The organism is Photobacterium phosphoreum, from assembly GCF_002954725.1.
GTDB classification, from domain to species: Bacteria; Pseudomonadota; Gammaproteobacteria; order Enterobacterales; family Vibrionaceae; genus Photobacterium; species Photobacterium phosphoreum.
The window spans coordinates 249,294-267,953 of sequence record NZ_MSCQ01000003.1; the positions used below are offsets into that span (position 1 = coordinate 249,294).

Genomic DNA, 18,660 nt, shown 5'->3' on the forward strand with positions numbered 1-18,660 from the left:
AGGACCTTACGGTCCCTTTTTTATTGGCATAATAATCAACAGAGTAATTTATTAATTATTATCAATACAATAGCTATAACCTGCCATGCGACTCACCACCCAACCTATAACCAATACCGCCACAGTTGGCAAAACCCAGCCAGCATAATAATGATATAGCGGTAAATAGGCCGTTAGCACATTATCAACCGCGGTTGGCATCACGCCCAAAATATGTGCTGCATCAATACAACCAAATGCCGTTGCCGTTGCCACAACCGTTAACACTGCCGCTTGAGATAATTGATGACGCAACGGAGCAATCAATAACAGCGCAATCGCTATTGGGTGTAGTGCAACCACAACCGGTAACGTCACTTCTAATAACTGCGCCAAACCAACATTGGCAATCAAACCTGATAACACCATAATCACCCACACACTTTTAGGGTAAGTGACTTTACTAAAACTGCGGCTGTAAAATTCACTGCCGGCGGTAGTAACACCAATCGCGGTAGTCAAACATGCCAACACCAACACTGAACCCAAAATCATAGTGCCAAAAGCACCAAAATGCGCGTTGGTAAAGGCAGTAAGAATTTCACCGCCGTTTGCAAAACCCGTACCTAAATTAGCACTGGTTACGCCAATATATGCCAATGATAAATACACTAACGCCATCGCTGTGGCATACATTAACGCGGCAATAAAAGTATATTTTGCAATCGCTTTCGGACACTTAACGCCCATCCCTTCAATTGCTTTAAAAATCACCCAACCAAAACCAATCGAGCCCAGCGCATCCATGGTCATGTAACCCTGAGTCATGCCCTCAGCCATTGCCCCCGTCGCATAAGGACCAGATGCTACTTCAACCTGACCTGATGGATATAACACGGCGACTACAGCCATAATGGTTAAAATAGTCAGCAATACTGGTGTCAGCCATTTACCTAACGTATCAACTAACTTGCCTGGGTATAACGAAAATAAAATTGCCGCTAAACAGAACACCGCTGAAAAAGGAATTAAGCCACTGTCACCAATAAACGGTGCCAAACTAAATTGATACGCAACTGTAATTGTACGCGGAATAATAAATGCAGGGCCAATAACAATAAACAGCACGACCCAGAAACCCGTTGCTAATGGTTTGGGTAATGCTGCGGTTAAATTATCAGAGCCCCGCACCCAAGCCACAATCACTAATGCTATTGCAGGTAAACCGACCCCTGTTAATAAAAACCCCGCCATACCACTAAGAAAGTTATCTCCGGCTTGATAGCCTAAATAGGGAGGGAAAATTAAATTGCCAGCACCTAAGTACATGGCGAATGTCATGAAGCCTAAGGCGGCGATATTGCGGGCACTTAACATAGTATTCCTTGGTAATTACTTTTAGCTTGGAGAAAGCGAGACGGGAAGTGATGGAATTTATCCTGCCGGCTTGCTCACAAGCTGACAGAAAAATGGGTATGGCTGTCAGCCCTGAATGAGATTCAGAGAGAGCAAGAGCTGTGAAGTAGCAATCGACGATGTGCTATCAGCAACCACTGATGGAATGAAGCAAGATACAATAGTATTTACGATAGAATTTTTCATATTTGCCTCCCTCAAACCAACAGACCACGAATATCGTAGCGAATGCGCTACCTAATGGTTATGTTATAAACGCTGAAGGGATACAATTACAAGAGCCAAAATAAAATAAGTGGAATGGCGTAACCTTTATCCACCAAGCAGTCATATACACTGCTTTTCGATCTTAAAATCAGAATAAACAACCAAACCAAATTAAACAATTTATTAACATTAATCACCTGATGTCTAATTATCACATCACAAACATCATTTATTGGTTACAGTTCAAACTATAATTTGGCAACATTTGCTCAATCAAATAACAGCAGACATAAAAAAAGAAGCCAATGGCTTCTTTTTTTTATTCAATTATCAGCGAACAATTAAAGTTCAATACCAATGTTACTGATTGGCTGATCGCGCAATTCAGCACGTAAATCTTTGATCAAGTCAATATCACGACTTTCCGCTTCTTTTAATGCACGGAAAATTTCCCACTGAGTATCCCACTCAGCGCATACTGCTTCATTTTGTTTTTGATTTTCGTTAGTGATTTCAATGCCTGACTGAGCAGACTCTAAATCAGCCACCGTTTCAGCGGATAAAGCACTTAACTTAACCACAGTTTCCATCATCAAATCACGATCCAACATTGCATGTAGAAGATCCGCTAATGCAACACAAGCATCAATCGCAGGACGAACAGCATATAGATCGTAATCGTTTTCACTTGGTACCATGTCTTCTAACTTTTCAAGCTGGCTTTCAAAGTTGATTTTGGCATTTTTAACCGTGAGGATCTCCCACACACTGTCTAAGATCACTCGGTAACGTTGACCATCTGTAAACTGTGTTTCTGCACAGAAAAAAGCGTAATTCGGATACATACGCTCACATAACGACACCATAAAAGTCAGATGTTGCCAAGGTTCTAATTTTTCTAAACGTAACTGGATTGGATTCTTAAGCATGGGATAATCTACAGTAGTGATTTAGGTGGAAGTTTACTTGATAAACGAATGCTACAAAAGGAAAAGCATGATCAAAGTTAAGATCGTTTCTCGCCAACAGCAGCGTTATGTACAATTACTGACTGACGCTAAACTGCCAAACTTGGAAATTACAGAGGATCCACAGCAAACAACGGTGCTAATTGCGGATCCACCATTGATCGCAACGAGCATCAATAATTATCCCCATTTACAGTGGCTACAATCTACTTATGCTGGTGTTGATGCCCTAATTAAACCCAATTTAAGACAAGATTATCAACTGACTAATATTCGCGGGATCTTTGGCCCTTTGATCGCTGAATATATTATTGGTCAGATCCTTAATCACCAGCGCCATTTCTCTCGCTATGCTTTACAGCAACAGCAGCACCAATGGCAACCGCACCCCTATCAATCTGTCACTGGCAAAACCATGGTAATTGTTGGCACTGGCACCATCGGTCAGCATCTAGCGAAGGTTGGCGCGGTATTTGGCTGCCATATCATTGGCGTTAATCGCAGTGGTATCTCTGCCAGCGCTGATTTTCAGCAAACTTATGCCATCACAGCCTTAAATACTGCACTTACTCAAGCTGATTATGTTATTTCCATTTTACCTGCGACTGCTGACACTAATGATCTTTTTGATCAAGATCGCTTTAGTCATTGCAAAAATACGCTATTTTTTAACGTCGGTCGTGGTAATGCTGTTGATGAGCAAGGACTATTAACAGCACTTAAGCAACGGCATATTAGCCATGCTTTTATTGATGTGTTCAAAACAGAGCCACTTACAACAGATCATCCATTTTGGCACCATCCTAAGATCAGTATAACCCCACATATCGCCGCTGAAAGCTTTCCAGAACAAGTAACTAGTATATTTAAAACTAACTATCATCGCTTTCAACAACGCCAACAACTTAACTATCTCATTGATTTTAAAAGAGGTTACTAATAGGTTAGACCACTAACTATTAATCAGTTCCGGCATTTACATTACAGTAACAATAATGATCTTAGCAGGATCCTGCTCGGCCTTACTACTTTTCCCTCGTCCTCATAAAATAATAATCAAAAAAAAACCATACCGAAACGGTATGGTTTTTTATCAACCTTAAGCTTCAATACACCGTTTACAGTGTATTTATAAAGCAATGGTTATTTATGGTACGGCTTTGATAGCTCATGTACAGCATCAACAAACACACCCGCATTTTCAGGCGGTACGTCAAGATGAATACCATGACCTAAGTTAAATACGTGGCCAGTACCTGTATCACCAAAACCTTCTAAGATAGTGGCGACTTCTTGGCGAATACGCTCAGGTTGAGCATACAATACCGATGGATCCATATTGCCCTGAAGCGCAACTTTATCACCCACACGACGTTTAGCATCGCTAATATCAATCGTCCAATCTAAGCCAATCGCATCACAACCCGTCGCTGCAATTTGCTCTAACCACATGCCACCATTTTTAGTAAATAGCGTCACTGGTACACGACGACCATCATTCTCACGAATTAAGCCATCAACAATTTTATGCATATAACGTAGTGAGAACTCATTGTAATCACGAGGGGTTAATACACCGCCCCACGTATCAAATACCATTACCGCTTGCGCACCGGCTTTGATTTGAGCATTTAAGTACTCAATCACACTATCAGCCAACTTATCTAGCAATAGGTGTAATGTTTGAGGCTCGGCATACATCATCTTTTTGATCTTAGTGAAAGCTTTAGAGCTACCACCTTCAACCATGTATGTCGCCAGTGTCCATGGACTACCAGAGAAACCAATTAATGGCACTTCACCTTGCAAATCATGACGAATTTGGCGAACGGCATTCATTACATATTGCAATTCACCTTCTGGATCAGGGATACCAATACGCTCAACGTCAGCTTTACAGGTAATTGGATGACTAAATTTAGGCCCTTCACCAGCTTCGAAATAAAGTCCTAATCCCATTGCATCAGGAATGGTTAAAATATCAGAAAATAAAATCGCTGCATCCAATGGAAAACGCTTCAAAGGCTGGAGCGTAACTTCACTGGCTAATTCAGCATTTTTACATAGCGACATGAAGTCACCAGCAACACCACGTGTCGCACGATACTCAGGTAGGTAACGGCCAGCCTGACGCATCATCCATACAGGTGTGCAATCTACGGGCTGCTTTAGCAATGCACGTAGGTAGCGGTCATTCTTTAATTCGCTCATTTGAGACTCCACGGGTTAATTCTGCGCCATATTGTAGCACTCATTAATCTTAACAACCGAGTGCAATTGTTCGACAGCCTTTGATTAATAAGTCTCGTTTTGATCATTTAATTCTAAAACAGTGTCGATAAGTTGCCGAGCAATCGTTCCTACAGGAGCAACCTCAGGCAATTGTTCAGCTGTCGCCCATATCGCATCGGTCAGTTCTTCATAATCAGGCTTAATTTCACCACCAGCATAATCGGCGGTAAACCCTAGCATCAAATTAGACGGAAATGCCCACGGCTGACTATCAAAATAACGAATATTTTTAACCGTTATCCCTGTTTCTTCTAGTACTTCACGCGCGACACATTGCTCAGCCGTTTCACCCGGTTCAATAAACCCTGCAATCACGGTATACATACCGGTTTTATGGCGAGGATGCTGCGCCAATAACAATTGGTTACCTCTGCGAACGGCCACAATGATACAAGGCGATACGCGTGGATAATGGATACTGTCACAACTTGAGCAATGCATCGCTAACACATTGGCATCTAATTGCAGCTTATGCCCACAATGACAACAAAAGCGCTGGCTTTGCATCATATATGCTAATTGAATGGCTCTACCTGCTAATGCAAACAGCGCACTATCACCTGAAACTAATAGTCTTAAGCTAAAGAAACTCGCGTCATCAAAATCGGTTTCTGCAACCAACCAATACACAGGTATTGTATTAAAATACCCCACAATACGTTTAGTCACAGTACTACAAATAAGCTGTTCACTTGAACATAAAGGCAAACAGCCGTTTTGTAACAATAACTTGCCATTTCTAATCACACACCAATAAGCCTGATTCTCATTTTTTAACATTTTTATTACTTTCATCCTTGCAGCAGCGTAAATTTACTGGCAATCTAATCTTGAAACGGAATATTTATCCGAAATCATATCTCTTATATCAAGAGCCGGATCGCACAAGCATCCAAATTAAGATGCTGATAGATCATGAGGATGTGCTCATGCTAAGTAAATTTGAACAAGTTAAAAAAGAATGGGGCGGCCATAACGATGTTATTGATCAATGGCTAATGATGCGCCAACAACTACTGATCGATTACTGTAAGCTAATCGGTATTACTCCCAATGATGATAATCGTCATCTACCTACCGCGTCCAAACTATGTTTGTTTAGTGAAGATCTCATCGATTATATTTCAGCGGGTCACTTCAAGATTTACGATAACGTAATGGTACGCTGGCATCAAACAGGCTTTTCTCCAACAGAAGAAATGTCTGCACTTTATGCAAAAATCACCCTAACCACCGAACCCTTATTAAATTTCAATGATCGCTATGGTGCCATCAATGATAATGATCCATTAGAGACTCTTGATGATGATTTATCGCAGATGGGTGAACTCATGGAATCTCGGTTCGCGCTAGAAGATAAGTTGATTGAATTAATCAGTGATAGCCTTGCTTGCCCGCCAGGGGCTTAACGTCTTGGTGTAATAACAACTCACTTATTATTGTGGCAGTGAGCTTGCTGCCACCTATTTCTCATGTCGAATAAAATCTATCACCTCGCACCTCGCAGGATCATTTTTCCCACTTTCTAACTAAACCTTAAACTAAACCTCAAATCGCAGCCAATAAAAAAGGCACCCCGAAGGATGCCTTTTAGAATCAGTCACGCCAAGAATTAATTCTCGTCGTTAAGACCTGCATTCAATAGTGCCGCTAAGTCTTGAGAGGCTTGCTCTGCATCAACTTGTGGTGCTACTGGCTCCAGTTCAACATTACGTTGATTCTGACGACGTAGGTGGTAAGAGAAACCTGTACCCGCTGGGATCAAACGACCCACGATTACGTTCTCTTTCAGACCACGAAGCTCATCACGCTTACCAGAAACAGCTGCTTCTGTTAGTACGCGAGTTGTTTCCTGGAACGATGCTGCTGAGATGAATGACTCAGTCGCAAGCGATGCTTTAGTAATACCTAGTAAGTCACGAGTGAAGCTTACTAATGTCTTACCTTCAGCTTCAAGCTGACGGTTAGCAATCGTTACGCGAGAGAATTCAACTTGCTCGCCTTCTAGGAAATCAGAGTCACCAGAAACAGTGATAGTTACCTTACGTAGCATTTGACGAATGATAGTCTCAATGTGCTTATCATTAATCTTAACGCCTTGTAGACGGTAAACTTCCTGAACTTCGTTAACGATGTATTCTGCTACTGCGTGAACACCACGTAGACGTAGAATATCGTGCGGAGTTTCTGGACCATCGGCAATTACGTCACCCTTCTCAACTTTTTCACCTTCGAAAACGTTAAGTTGGCGATGCTTCAGGATCATCTCTTCGTACGGCTGACCATCAGTTGGCGTGATAATTAAACGACGCTTACCTTTAGTCTCTTTACCGAACGATACTGCACCAGTAATTTCAGCCAAGATAGCTGGTTCTTTAGGCTTACGCGCTTCGAACAAGTCAGCTACGCGTGGTAGACCACCCGTGATATCTCGGTTACCACTAGATTTCTGTGGAATACGAGATAATGTATCACCGATACCAACCATTGCGCCGTCATCAAGCTGAACAATCGCCTTACCTGGTAGGAAGTATTGAGCTGGCATATCAGTACCAGGGATCATTACATCGTTACCATCAGTATCAACAAGTTTGATAGCTGGACGCATATCTTTACCTGCTGCTGGACGTGCTGCTGGATCAGTTACTTCGCTTGAAGATAGACCTGTTAGATCATCTGTTTGACGAGAAACTGTTACGCCATCAATCATATCAACGAACTGGATACGACCAGCCACTTCAGTGATGATTGGCATGGTGTGAGCTTCCCAGTTTGCTACTGTTTCACCAGCAACAACCTCGGCGCCATCACCTTTAGTTAGCAACGTACCGTAAGACAGTTTGTAGTTCTCTTTCGTACGACCAAGCTTATCAATGATGCTTAGCTCAGATGCACGAGAAGTAATTACAAGCTTACCAGCGTTGTTAGTTACGAACTTCGCATTATGCAGCTTCATAGAACCAGTAGTTTTCACTACGATCTTATTATCTGCTGCTGCTGCTGATGCCGCACCACCGATGTGGAACGTACGCATTGTTAGCTGTGTACCAGGTTCACCGATAGACTGCGCTGCAACAACACCTACTGCTTCACCTGAGTTGATCAGGTGACCACGAGCAAGGTCACGACCGTAACAGAACTTACAACAACCGAAATCGTTTTCACACGTTACTACAGAACGTACTTTAACTTGGTCAACAGAGTTTGATTCTAGAATCTCACACCACTTCTCATCAAGAAGCGTATTACGTGGTGCTAGAACTTCTTCTGTACCAGGAAGTAGAACGTCTTCAGCAACAACACGACCTAGAACACGATCACCTAGTTGTTCCTTAACATCACCACCCTCGATTAGAGGCATCATGGTGATACCAGCGTAAGTACCACAGTCATCTGCTGTAATAACTACGTCTTGCGCAACGTCTACTAGACGACGCGTTAGGTAACCGGAGTTCGCTGTTTTAAGTGCCGTATCCGCTAGACCCTTACGAGCACCGTGAGTAGAGATAAAGTACTGGAGTACGTTTAGACCTTCACGGAAGTTCGCAGTGATCGGCGTTTCGATGATTGAGCCATCCGGCTTAGCCATCAGACCACGCATACCCGCCAACTGACGAATCTGTGCAGCAGAACCACGCGCACCAGAATCGGCCATCATGTATACACTGTTGAACGATTTTTGCTGTTCTTCTTCGCCGTCACGGTTAATAACAGTTTCAAAAGACAGGTTATCCATCATCGCTTTAGCAACTTGTTCGTTGGCTGTAGCCCAGATATCGATAACTTTGTTATAACGTTCACCAGCAGTTACAAGACCTGACTGGAACTGTTCTTGAATTTCAGCAACTTCTGCTTCAGCTTCAGCGATCTTAGTGTACTTAGCCGCAGGTACAACCATATCGTCGATACCAACAGACACACCAGAAAGTGCCGCATAAGCAAAACCTGTGTACATAATTTGGTCAGCAAAGATAACAGTATCTTTCATGCCCAGCTTACGGTAACAAGTGTTAAGAAGCTTAGAAATCTGCTTCTTACCTAGTGCTTCAGTGTTTACAAGGCTAAATGGCAGACCTTTAGGAACGATAGGCCATAGCATTGCACGACCAACAGTAGTATCAACAAGTTGAGTATTCTCAACAAAGTTACCCTGTTCGTCTTTCACAAATTCGGTAATACGTACTTTAACGCGAGCATGTAGCTCTGCGTTTTTAGTAACATATGCTTTCTCAGCTTCCGCTGGTCCAGCAAGGTACATGCCTTCACCTTTCGCGTTGATTTTCTCACGCGTCATGTAGTAAAGACCCAATACAACGTCCTGAGAAGGTACGATGATCGGATCACCTGATGCTGGTGAAAGGATGTTGTTGGTAGACATCATCAAAGCACGTGCTTCAAGCTGCGCTTCTAGAGTCAATGGCAAGTGAACCGCCATCTGGTCACCATCGAAGTCGGCGTTGTATGCCGCACACACTAGTGGGTGAAGCTGAATCGCTTTACCTTCGATAAGGATTGGTTCAAACGCCTGAATACCAAGACGGTGCAATGTAGGTGCACGGTTTAGCATTACTGGGTGTTCACGAATAACTTCGTCTAGGATATCCCAAACAATCGCTTCTTCGCGCTCAACCATCTTCTTAGCAGCTTTGATTGTCGTCGCAAGACCACGAGTCTCTAGCTTGCCATAGATGAATGGCTTAAATAGCTCAAGTGCCATCTTCTTAGGAAGACCACACTGATGCAAACGTAAGTATGGACCTACGGTGATAACAGAACGACCTGAGTAGTCAACACGCTTACCAAGCAAGTTCTGACGGAAACGACCCTGCTTACCTTTGATCATGTCAGCCAAAGATTTCAGAGGACGCTTGTTAGAGCCTGTGATAGCGCGGCCACGACGACCGTTATCTAGCAATGCATCAACAGATTCCTGCAGCATACGCTTTTCGTTACGTACGATGATATCAGGAGCAGCCAGGTCAAGTAGACGCTTCAGACGGTTGTTACGGTTAATAACACGACGGTAAAGATCGTTAAGATCTGAAGTCGCGAAACGGCCGCCGTCTAGTGGTACCAACGGACGAAGATCCGGCGGTAAAACTGGCAGTACAGACAGGATCATCCACTCAGGGTTGTTTCCAGACTGTAGGAATGCTTCAACCAATTTAAGACGCTTGGTTAATTTCTTACGCTTGGTTTCAGAGTTAGTTTCTTCTAGCTCTTCACGCATGTTTTCGATTTCAGCATTTAGGTCCATGTTGCCTAAAAGTGCTTTAACCGCTTCTGCGCCCATCTTCGCGTCGAACTCGTCGCCCCACTCTTCAAGTGCATCCAAGTACTGCTCTTCAGAAAGCAGTTGGCTACGCTCAAGGTTGGTCATACCAGGTTCGATGACTACATATGATTCAAAGTAAAGTACACGTTCGATATCACGTAATGGCATGTCCATTAACAAACCGATACGAGATGGTAGTGACTTTAAGAACCAGATGTGGGCAACAGGTGAAGCAAGCTCAATGTGACCCATACGCTCACGGCGTACTTTAGTCTGAGTAACTTCAACACCACATTTTTCACAGATCACACCACGGTGCTTCAGGCGCTTGTACTTGCCACAAAGACACTCGTAGTCTTTTACCGGGCCAAAGATACGTGCACAGAAAAGACCGTCACGCTCAGGCTTGAAGGTACGATAGTTGATTGTTTCTGGCTTTTTAACTTCACCAAAAGACCATGAACGGATCATGTCAGGTGAAGCTAGACCGATTTTGATAGCATCAAATTCTTCGGTCTTATGTTGTGCTTTCAGAAACTTAAGTAAGTCTTTCACATTCGGCTCCTGTGAGGAGTTGACCCATAAAGGCGCCAGGACTACTGGCGCCTTCATATTTATACCGGAGTAACTAATAAGTATAGGTGACTAACCCAAGCTTATTTGTCTTCCAGCTCGATGTTGATACCCAACGAGCGGATTTCTTTCAACAATACGTTGAATGATTCCGGCATACCAGGTTCCATACGATGATCACCGTCAACGATGTTTTTATACATCTTCGTACGGCCGTTAACGTCATCTGACTTAACGGTTAGCATTTCTTGAAGGGTGTAAGCTGCGCCATATGCTTCAAGCGCCCATACTTCCATCTCACCGAAACGCTGACCACCGAACTGAGCTTTACCACCCAGCGGCTGCTGAGTAACAAGGCTGTAAGAACCGGTAGAACGGGCGTGCATCTTGTCATCAACCAAGTGGTTCAGTTTAAGCATGTACATGTAACCAACAGTTACAGGACGCTCAAACGGGTCACCAGTACGGCCATCAAACAACTTCAGCTGGCCAGACGTTGGAAGATCACCAAGTTGTAACAACTCTTTGATAGATGATTCTGGACAACCATCAAATACAGGCGTTGCAATTGGTAGACCTTTACGAAGGTTTTGTACAAGTGTACGTACTTCGTCGTCTGATAGTTCAGCAATGTCAACCTTCTGGCGAGTATCACCAAGATTGTAAACACGTTGTAGGAAGTTACGGAACTTATGTAACTCCTGCTGTTCTTTCAGCATATCGTTAAGCTTGTCACCGATACCTTTCGCCGCAAGACCTAGGTGAGTCTCGAGGATCTGACCGATGTTCATACGTGACGGTACACCCAATGGGTTTAGCACGATATCAACAGTCTGACCTTTTTCATCGTACGGCATGTCTTCAACAGGGTTAATCTTAGAGATTACACCCTTGTTACCGTGACGACCTGCCATCTTATCACCAGGTTGAATGCGACGACGAACAGCTAGGTATACTTTAACAATCTTAAGTACGCCAGGTGCTAAGTCATCACCCTGAGTGATTTTACGACGTTTAGTTTCAAACTTCTTATCGAACTCAGCTTTCAGTTCATCATACTGTTCTGCAAGCTGTTCCAATTGGTTCTGTAAAGATTCGTCGTCAAGCGTTTGTGCAAACAACGTATCGCGGTTCATTGTAGAGATTTTCTCTTCGCCGTAACCTGCAGATAGTAGAAGCGTACGTACACGAGCAAGAAGACCACCCTCAAGGATCTGGAATTCTTCTGTGATGTCTTTCTTCGCTTCTTTCAGCTGCATCTCTTCAATTTCAAGAGCACGCTTGTCTTTCTCAACGCCATCACGAGTAAATACTTGTACGTCAATGATCGTACCAGTAACACTACCAGGAACACGTAGAGATGAATCTTTAACGTCAGAAGCTTTTTCACCAAAGATAGCTCGTAGAAGCTTCTCTTCAGGTGTCAGTTGTGTTTCACCTTTAGGGGTTACTTTACCAACTAGGATGTCGCCACCCTTCACTTCTGCACCGATGTAAACGATACCTGATTCGTCCAACTTAGAAAGCGCTGCTTCACCCACGTTAGGGATATCGGCAGTGATTTCTTCAGAACCCAGCTTCGTATCACGCGCCACACAAGAAAGCTCTTGAATGTGGATAGTGGTGAAACGATCTTCCTGAACTACACGCTCAGAAACTAAGATGGAGTCTTCGAAGTTGTAACCGTTCCAAGGCATGAACGCGATACGCATGTTTTGACCAAGCGCTAGCTCACCAAGGTCTGTTGAAGGACCATCAGCAAGAACATCACCACGTGCTACTGGCTCGCCAGGTAGTACAGTTGGACGCTGGTTAATACATGTGTTCTGGTTAGAACGAGTGTATTTAGTTAAGTTGTAGATATCGATACCTGCTTCACCAGGAATCAATTCGTCTTCGTTAACTTTGATAACGATACGAGAAGCATCTACAGACTGAACTTGGCCGCCACGTTTAGCAACAGCAGTTACACCTGAATCAACACCAATTTGGCGTTCGATACCAGTACCAACTAATGGCTTATCAGCACGAATAGTAGGTACGGCCTGACGTTGCATGTTCGCACCCATAAGGGCACGGTTAGCATCATCGTGCTCTAGGAACGGGATTAGAGATGCCGCCACAGATACAACTTGGTTAGTTGCAACGTCCATGTATTGAACATGGTCGCGTGGGTGCAAACCTGAATCGCCTTTCTGACGAGCAGTGATCAATTCGTCAGCAAAAGAACCATCTTCGTTAAGCGCGGCGTTTGCCTGTGCAATAACGTATAGACCTTCTTCAATTGCTGATAGGTATTCGATGTGATCCGAAACTTTTCCGTCTACAACTTTACGGTAAGGTGTTTCCAAGAAACCGTAAGGGTTACAACGCGCAAATACAGATAGCGAGTTGATTAGACCGATGTTTGGACCTTCAGGAGTTTCGATAGGACATAGACGACCGTAGTGAGTCGCGTGTACGTCTCGAACCTCAAAACCAGCACGTTCACGAGTCAGACCACCTGGACCAAGCGCCGAGATACGACGTTTGTGAGTAACTTCTGACAACGGGTTGTTCTGGTCCATAAACTGTGACAATTGAGAAGAGCCAAAGAACTCTTTCACTGCCGCAGAAATAGGCTTCGCGTTGATTAAGTCCTGAGGCATGATTGCATCAAGATCGCCTAAACTTAGACGTTCTTTAACAGCACGCTCAACACGAACTAGACCTACACGGAATTGGTTTTCAGCCATTTCGCCAACAGAGCGAATACGACGGTTACCAAGGTGGTCGATATCATCAACCTCGCCTTTACCGTTACGGATATCGATCAACTTCTTCATCACTTCAATGATGTCTTCGTTGCTCAAGATACCAGGACCAGTTATTTCTTCACGAAGAAGAGAACTGTTGAACTTCATACGACCAACAGCAGAAAGATCGTAACGATCTTCTGAGAAGAACAAGCTTTCAAATAATTGATCAGCTGCTTCACGTGTTGGTGGCTCGCCAGGGCGCATCATACGGTAGATTTCTACCAATGCACTTAGACGGTCAGTACTGTTATCCACACGTAGTGTGTCTGACATGTACGGGCCATGGTCTAAATCGTTCGTAAATAGAACTTCAATCGACTTATGACCAGCCTGAGATAGAAGTGCTAACGCTTCCAAGCTTAATTCTTGGTTAGCCGTAACAATCAGTTCGCCAGTTTCTTCGTTGATGTAATCGCGCGCGGCAATTTTACCAACGATATATTCAACAGGTACTTCGATACTATCAATGCCATCTTTCGCCAGTTGACGAATATGACGAGCAGTGATACGACGACCTTGCTCTACGTAAACTGTACCGTTTGCTTCGATATCAAAGCTTGCAGTTTCGCCACGTAAACGCTCAGGTACTAACTCCATAACTAAAGACTTACCACGAACTTCGAAATTAATCTTCTCGAAGAACATGTCAAGAATCTGTTCAGTTGTGTAGTTAAGTGCGCGAAGGATAATAGACGCAGGTAGTTTACGACGACGGTCGATACGTACGAAAACATTATCCTTAGGATCGAACTCGAAATCCAACCATGAACCACGGTAAGGGATTACACGAGCGTTATATAACACTTTACCTGAGGAGTGGGTTTTACCCTTATCGCTGTCAAAGAATACACCAGGACTACGGTGCAGCTGAGATACGATAACCCTCTCGGTACCGTTAATAACGAATGTACCGTTATCTGTCATGAGCGGAATTTCGCCCATGTAAACTTCTTGTTCTTTAATGTCTTTTACGGTGCCAGCCGGCGCGTCACGATCATACATGACCAGACGTAGCTTCACGCGTAGTGGAGCAGAATAAGTTACGCCACGAATTTGACATTCTTTGACATCGAAGACCGGCTCACCGAGACGATAGCTAACGTATTGCAGCTCGGAATTACCATTATAGCTCTGGATTGGAAAAACAGAGCGAAAGGCAGCTTCTAGACCGTAATGCCCTTCAGGATCCTGCTCGATAAATTTTTGAAAAGAATCAAGCTGGATCGATAGCAAGTATGGTGCATCCAACACTTGTGGACGCTTACCAAAATCCTTACGGATACGCTTTTTCTCGGTATAAGAGTAAACCATAGGTTCCTCAGATCGCTGATAAGTGATCCAAACTACCCCATATCACATGCGGGGGTAGTGACTAATCGTTGTTTTTATAGTAGGAATATTCCAATAAAACTAGAATATTTTTTACGCAGACAGTGGATACAAAACAAGGTAAAAATACCACCGGTCTATAGCGCAAAAAGGCCGGTGGCATTTTTGCCACCAGCCAATAGCCATAAAAGGCTATGAAATCAAATAATAATTATTTAACTTCAACAGAAGCACCAGCTTCTTCTAATTGAGCTTTAAGAGCTTCAGCTTCAGCTTTATCTACGCCTTCTTTAACAGCAGCAGGAGCGCCGTCAACTACAGCTTTAGCTTCTTTAAGGCCTAGACCAGTTGCGCCACGTACAGCTTTGATAACTTGTACTTTGTTTGGACCGCAAGAAGTTAGGATAACGTCGAATTCAGTTTGCTCTTCAGCTTCAACAGCTGCGCCGCCTGAAACTACTGCAGCAGCAGCAGAAACACCGAATTTCTCTTCCATAGCTTCGATAAGCTCAACAACTTGCATTACAGACATTTCTGCAACTGCGTCTAGGATTTGCTCGTTAGTGATAGACATAACAATTCTCTTTTAAAGTCAACAATAAATTTAAATAGCAATCAGATAAAGTGCGGCAATTAAGCTGCAGCTTCTTCTTTCTGATCACGTACAGCCGCGATAGTACGTACAAGTTTACCAGCAGACGCTTCTTTCATGCACATCATTAGGCGTGCGATAGCTTCGTCGTAAGTTGGTAGAGTTGCTAGTACATCAGCGTTGGCAATAGCGCCTTCGAATGCAGCAGCTTTGATCTCGAAGCTTTTGTTCTCTTTAGCGAAGTCTTTAAAAAGACGCGCTGCAGCACCTGGGTGCTCATTAGAGAAGCCGATTAGTGATGGACCAACGAAAACGTCTTGTAGACATTCAAAGTTAGTACCTTCAACTGCACGACGTGCTAATGTGTTACGAACAACTCTTAAGTAAACACCAGCTTCACGAGCTTGTTTACGTAGAGTTGTCATTGCACACACACTAACACCGCGAGAGTCAGCAACAACTGCAGACAGGGCACCATTGGCAGCTTCGTTGACTTCAGCAACAATTGCTTTTTTGTCTTGAAGATTTAATGCCATTGGATTTGCTCCTGGATAATTTCTGGGTAACCCCAGTATTTACACCACTCGCTGCCGGTTGGCAGGAGAGTTTTACGGCGCAGATCCAAAAAAGACTTACATCAATCATGTTCTGGCACCGTCTACGTAGGTAAATTAAGTTCCGAAAAACACCTACGGTCTTTGACGGAGGTTAATTGCAAGCAATCAACCTCAGCCACGAATTCGGAAGCGACAAATTATACACTAACTTATCGCTTCTGCAAATTAGTTTACGCTACAGTCGCTTTCAGAGAGTTCTGATCTAGCGCTACACCTGCACCCATAGTGGTAGAGATGCTTACTTTCTTAATGAAAGTACCTTTCGCTGAAGACGGCTTAGCACGCTTCAGTGCAACTAGAAGAGACTCAAGGTTCTCTTGTAGTTGAGCGGTCTCAAAGTTCACTTTACCGATGGTAGTGTGAATGATACCGTTTTTGTCGTTACGGTAACGAACCTGACCAGCTTTAGCATTTTTAACTGCTTCAGCAACGTTAGGCGTTACAGTACCAACTTTAGGGTTTGGCATAAGACCACGAGGACCAAGAATGGTACCAAGTTGACCAACAACGCGCATTGCATCAGGAGATGCGATAACTACGTCAAAGTTCATTTCGCCTTTCTTTACAAGAGCAGCTAGATCTTCCATACCTACAAGCTCAGCGCCAGCTTCTTTAGCAGCTTCAGCGTTTGCGCCTTGTGTAAATACAGCAACACGAATGTCACGGCCAGTACCGTTAGGTAGTACAGTTGCACCACGAACGTTTTGGTCAGATTTACGTGCATCGATACCAAGGTTAACAGCAACGTCAACACTTTCTACGAATTTAGCAGTAGCTAGTTCTTTAAGAAGAGCAACAGCTTCAGTGATGTCATACTCACGAGTAGCATCAACTTTGTCACGGATAACGCGCATGCGCTTAGTCAATTTAGCCATTATCTTAACCCTCTACCACTAGGCCCATTGAACGAGCAGTACCAGCAATTGAACGCTTCATAGCTTCAATGTCAGCACCAGTCATGTCTGCAGCTTTAGTCTCAGCGATCTCTAGGATCTGAGCTTCAGTTACAGTACCCACTTTGTCAGTGTTCGGACGGCCAGAACCAGACTTAAGACCAGCTGCTTTAAGCAGAAGAACTGCTGCAGGTGGTGTCTTAGTGATGAACGTAAAAGAACGGTCACTGTAAACAGTGATAACAACTGGAGTAGGAAGACCTTTCTCCATTGAATCAGTCTTAGCGTTAAACGCCTTACAGAATTCCATGATGTTTACACCATGTTGACCAAGAGCTGGACCAACTGGTGGACTTGGATTCGCTGCACCAGCTGCAACTTGCAGCTTAATGTAAGCTTCTACTTTTTTAGCCATTGCTATATACCTAATTTTGGGTTCAAACGTCTATTTTAAACAAATAGACTCCCCGTCTAACGAAAGGGCGCGAAATTATAGCCTAATTCCACACCCCTGACAATACGAGTTGAACAGAATTTGATCAGTTCTTTTCGATTTGACCGAACTCAAGTTCTACTGGTGTTGCACGACCGAAGATTGATACAGAAACCTTAACACGGCTCTTATCATAATCTACAGATTCAATCGTACCATTAAAGTCAGCAAACGGACCATCAGTCACGCGTACCACTTCACCAGGCTCAAAGACTGTTTTATGTACTGGAGACTCACTAGCTTGTTGTAGACGATTCAAGATCGCATCCGCTTCTTTATCAGAAATCGGTGCTGGACGATCAGACGTACCGCCAATGAACCCCATTACACGAGGGATGCTACGTACCAGGTGCCATGTTTCATCGTTCATCACCATTTGTACAAGTACATAACCTGGGAAGAACTTACGCTCACTCTTACGGCGTTGGCCAGCACGCATTTCTACCACTTCTTCCGTCGGTACTAAAACCTCTTCAAAGTGCTCTTCCATACCATGAATTTTGATATGTTCACGTAGTGATTGTGCTACACGGCCTTCAAAACCAGAAAAAGCCTGTACTACATACCAACGTTTTTTTGGAGCTTCGCTCATGAATTATTACCTCACGCGCCAGTAACTAGGCGCACTAAACGGACCATAATGCCATCAATACCCCAAAGGGCTAATGCCATCACGACAGTGACTGCTAGAACGATAAAGGTTGTCTGCGTAGCTTCCTGACGAGTAGGCCACACTACTTTGCGGACTTCCATGCGCGATTCACGTGCAAACGTAACCACGGATTTACCTTTTGCTGTTAATGCAGCAAAAATACCAGCAACAACCACAAGGGCTACTACGGCAGAAGAGCGCAGAACAACAGAAACATCACTGTATAGGTAATTACCAACCACAGCAGCAGCTAGCAAAGCAAAAACCACGACCCATTTCAGGCCATCCATTTTGCTTTCGCTTTCTTGGTTTTCGGCATTCGCTTTCATACAACCAACCTGTAACTAGTGTTAATCATCTAGACGAAAATGACCCCGCTTGAGCGAGGTCTAGGATGAAGGAAAAGGCTAAGCCTTTAATAACATTATAAAAAACTTCATCTTTACGAAATTTCATATCCACACTTTGAACAAAAAACATTCAACTTAAAGTTAAAGTGTAGAAAAAGGGCATCAAATGATGCCCTTTTTAGTGCTCTATCGTCAAATTTAATTCAACGATCTTAGCGTAGCTTAT

Annotated in this window: 14 protein-coding genes; 2 read left to right on the plus strand and 12 right to left on the minus strand. The window is 43.6% G+C overall.

Features of this window, described 5'->3' with window-relative positions; all coding sequences use genetic code 11:
- Window positions 1-51: 51 nt before the first annotated feature.
- Complete coding sequence (gene brnQ, locus BTO21_RS18980) at window positions 52-1,356, minus strand: branched-chain amino acid transport system II carrier protein (protein WP_105026977.1); 1,305 nt, start codon at window positions 1,354-1,356, stop codon at window positions 52-54.
- Window positions 1,357-1,943: 587 nt separating this feature from the next.
- Entirely contained in the window at window positions 1,944-2,531 is a 588-nt protein-coding gene (locus BTO21_RS18985) for a YjaG family protein (RefSeq protein WP_045032417.1), read from the minus strand.
- Between the two features lie 67 nt (window positions 2,532-2,598).
- Here BTO21_RS18985 and BTO21_RS18990 point away from each other — a divergent pair, with 67 nt between their 5' ends.
- Window positions 2,599-3,510 carry a D-2-hydroxyacid dehydrogenase gene (locus BTO21_RS18990; protein ID WP_045032415.1) on the plus strand — a complete coding sequence of 304 codons (912 nt, stop codon included), beginning with the start codon at window positions 2,599-2,601 and terminating at the stop codon, window positions 3,508-3,510.
- A gap of 203 nt (window positions 3,511-3,713) precedes the next feature.
- On the opposite strand, the gene hemE is transcribed toward BTO21_RS18990, so the two are convergent.
- Both hemE and nudC read right to left on the minus strand, forming a co-directional pair.
- Window positions 3,714-4,781, minus strand: a complete 1,068-nt coding sequence (gene hemE / locus BTO21_RS18995; protein WP_045032413.1) for a uroporphyrinogen decarboxylase — start codon at window positions 4,779-4,781, stop codon at window positions 3,714-3,716.
- An 84-nt stretch (window positions 4,782-4,865) separates the two neighbouring features.
- Window positions 4,866-5,642 carry an NAD(+) diphosphatase gene (gene nudC, locus BTO21_RS19000; protein ID WP_045032411.1) on the minus strand — a complete coding sequence of 259 codons (777 nt, stop codon included), beginning with the start codon at window positions 5,640-5,642 and terminating at the stop codon, window positions 4,866-4,868.
- 149 nt (window positions 5,643-5,791) lie between these two features.
- Here nudC and BTO21_RS19005 point away from each other — a divergent pair, with 149 nt between their 5' ends.
- Entirely contained in the window at window positions 5,792-6,271 is a 480-nt protein-coding gene (locus tag BTO21_RS19005; protein ID WP_045032409.1) for an Rsd/AlgQ family anti-sigma factor, read from the plus strand.
- Between the two features lie 203 nt (window positions 6,272-6,474).
- On the opposite strand, the gene rpoC is transcribed toward BTO21_RS19005, so the two are convergent.
- From rpoC to secE, 8 genes are all read right to left on the minus strand, one after another.
- Window positions 6,475-10,692, minus strand: a complete 4,218-nt coding sequence (rpoC, locus tag BTO21_RS19010) for a DNA-directed RNA polymerase subunit beta' (RefSeq protein ID WP_045032407.1) — start codon at window positions 10,690-10,692, stop codon at window positions 6,475-6,477.
- 101 nt (window positions 10,693-10,793) lie between these two features.
- On the minus strand, window positions 10,794-14,819 hold the full coding sequence (gene rpoB / locus BTO21_RS19015; RefSeq protein ID WP_045032405.1) for a DNA-directed RNA polymerase subunit beta: 4,026 nt from the start codon (window positions 14,817-14,819) through the stop codon (window positions 10,794-10,796).
- 229 nt (window positions 14,820-15,048) lie between these two features.
- A complete protein-coding gene (gene rplL, locus BTO21_RS19020; protein WP_045032403.1) occupies window positions 15,049-15,411 on the minus strand; it encodes a 50S ribosomal protein L7/L12 in 363 nt (120 codons plus the stop codon).
- Between the two features lie 59 nt (window positions 15,412-15,470).
- On the minus strand, window positions 15,471-15,965 hold the full coding sequence (gene rplJ, locus BTO21_RS19025; RefSeq protein WP_036788959.1) for a 50S ribosomal protein L10: 495 nt from the start codon (window positions 15,963-15,965) through the stop codon (window positions 15,471-15,473).
- A gap of 251 nt (window positions 15,966-16,216) precedes the next feature.
- Window positions 16,217-16,921 carry a 50S ribosomal protein L1 gene (gene rplA, locus BTO21_RS19030; RefSeq protein ID WP_045032401.1) on the minus strand — a complete coding sequence of 235 codons (705 nt, stop codon included), beginning with the start codon at window positions 16,919-16,921 and terminating at the stop codon, window positions 16,217-16,219.
- Window positions 16,922-16,925: 4 nt separating this feature from the next.
- Entirely contained in the window at window positions 16,926-17,354 is a 429-nt protein-coding gene (gene rplK / locus BTO21_RS19035; RefSeq protein ID WP_045032399.1) for a 50S ribosomal protein L11, read from the minus strand.
- Window positions 17,355-17,478: 124 nt separating this feature from the next.
- Window positions 17,479-18,024, minus strand: coding sequence for a transcription termination/antitermination protein NusG (nusG, locus tag BTO21_RS19040; RefSeq protein WP_065193433.1), 546 nt, complete (start codon window positions 18,022-18,024; stop codon window positions 17,479-17,481).
- Window positions 18,025-18,035: 11 nt separating this feature from the next.
- Window positions 18,036-18,413, minus strand: coding sequence for a preprotein translocase subunit SecE (gene secE, locus BTO21_RS19045; RefSeq protein WP_045032395.1), 378 nt, complete (start codon window positions 18,411-18,413; stop codon window positions 18,036-18,038).
- Between the last annotated feature and the right edge of the window lie 247 nt (window positions 18,414-18,660).

Bases quoted from the DNA above. Each gene is read 5' to 3' on its own strand.
- hemE (WP_045032413.1), bottom strand. From the start codon at position 4,781: ATGAGCGAATTAAAGAATGACCGCTACCTACGTGCATTGCTAAAGCAG.
- nusG (WP_065193433.1), bottom strand. From the start codon at position 18,024: ATGAGCGAAGCTCCAAAAAAACGTTGGTATGTAGTACAGGCTTTTTCT.
- secE (WP_045032395.1), bottom strand. From the start codon at position 18,413: ATGAAAGCGAATGCCGAAAACCAAGAAAGCGAAAGCAAAATGGATGGC.
- rplA (WP_045032401.1), bottom strand. From the start codon at position 16,921: ATGGCTAAATTGACTAAGCGCATGCGCGTTATCCGTGACAAAGTTGAT.
- nudC (WP_045032411.1), bottom strand. From the start codon at position 5,642: ATGTTAAAAAATGAGAATCAGGCTTATTGGTGTGTGATTAGAAATGGC.
- rplL (WP_045032403.1), bottom strand. From the start codon at position 15,411: ATGTCTATCACTAACGAGCAAATCCTAGACGCAGTTGCAGAAATGTCT.
- rplK (WP_045032399.1), bottom strand. From the start codon at position 17,354: ATGGCTAAAAAAGTAGAAGCTTACATTAAGCTGCAAGTTGCAGCTGGT.
- BTO21_RS18990 (WP_045032415.1), top strand. From the start codon at position 2,599: ATGATCAAAGTTAAGATCGTTTCTCGCCAACAGCAGCGTTATGTACAA.
- rpoB (WP_045032405.1), bottom strand. From the start codon at position 14,819: ATGGTTTACTCTTATACCGAGAAAAAGCGTATCCGTAAGGATTTTGGT.
- rplJ (WP_036788959.1), bottom strand. From the start codon at position 15,965: ATGGCATTAAATCTTCAAGACAAAAAAGCAATTGTTGCTGAAGTCAAC.
- BTO21_RS19005 (WP_045032409.1), top strand. From the start codon at position 5,792: ATGCTAAGTAAATTTGAACAAGTTAAAAAAGAATGGGGCGGCCATAAC.
- brnQ (WP_105026977.1), bottom strand. From the start codon at position 1,356: ATGTTAAGTGCCCGCAATATCGCCGCCTTAGGCTTCATGACATTCGCC.
- BTO21_RS18985 (WP_045032417.1), bottom strand. From the start codon at position 2,531: ATGCTTAAGAATCCAATCCAGTTACGTTTAGAAAAATTAGAACCTTGG.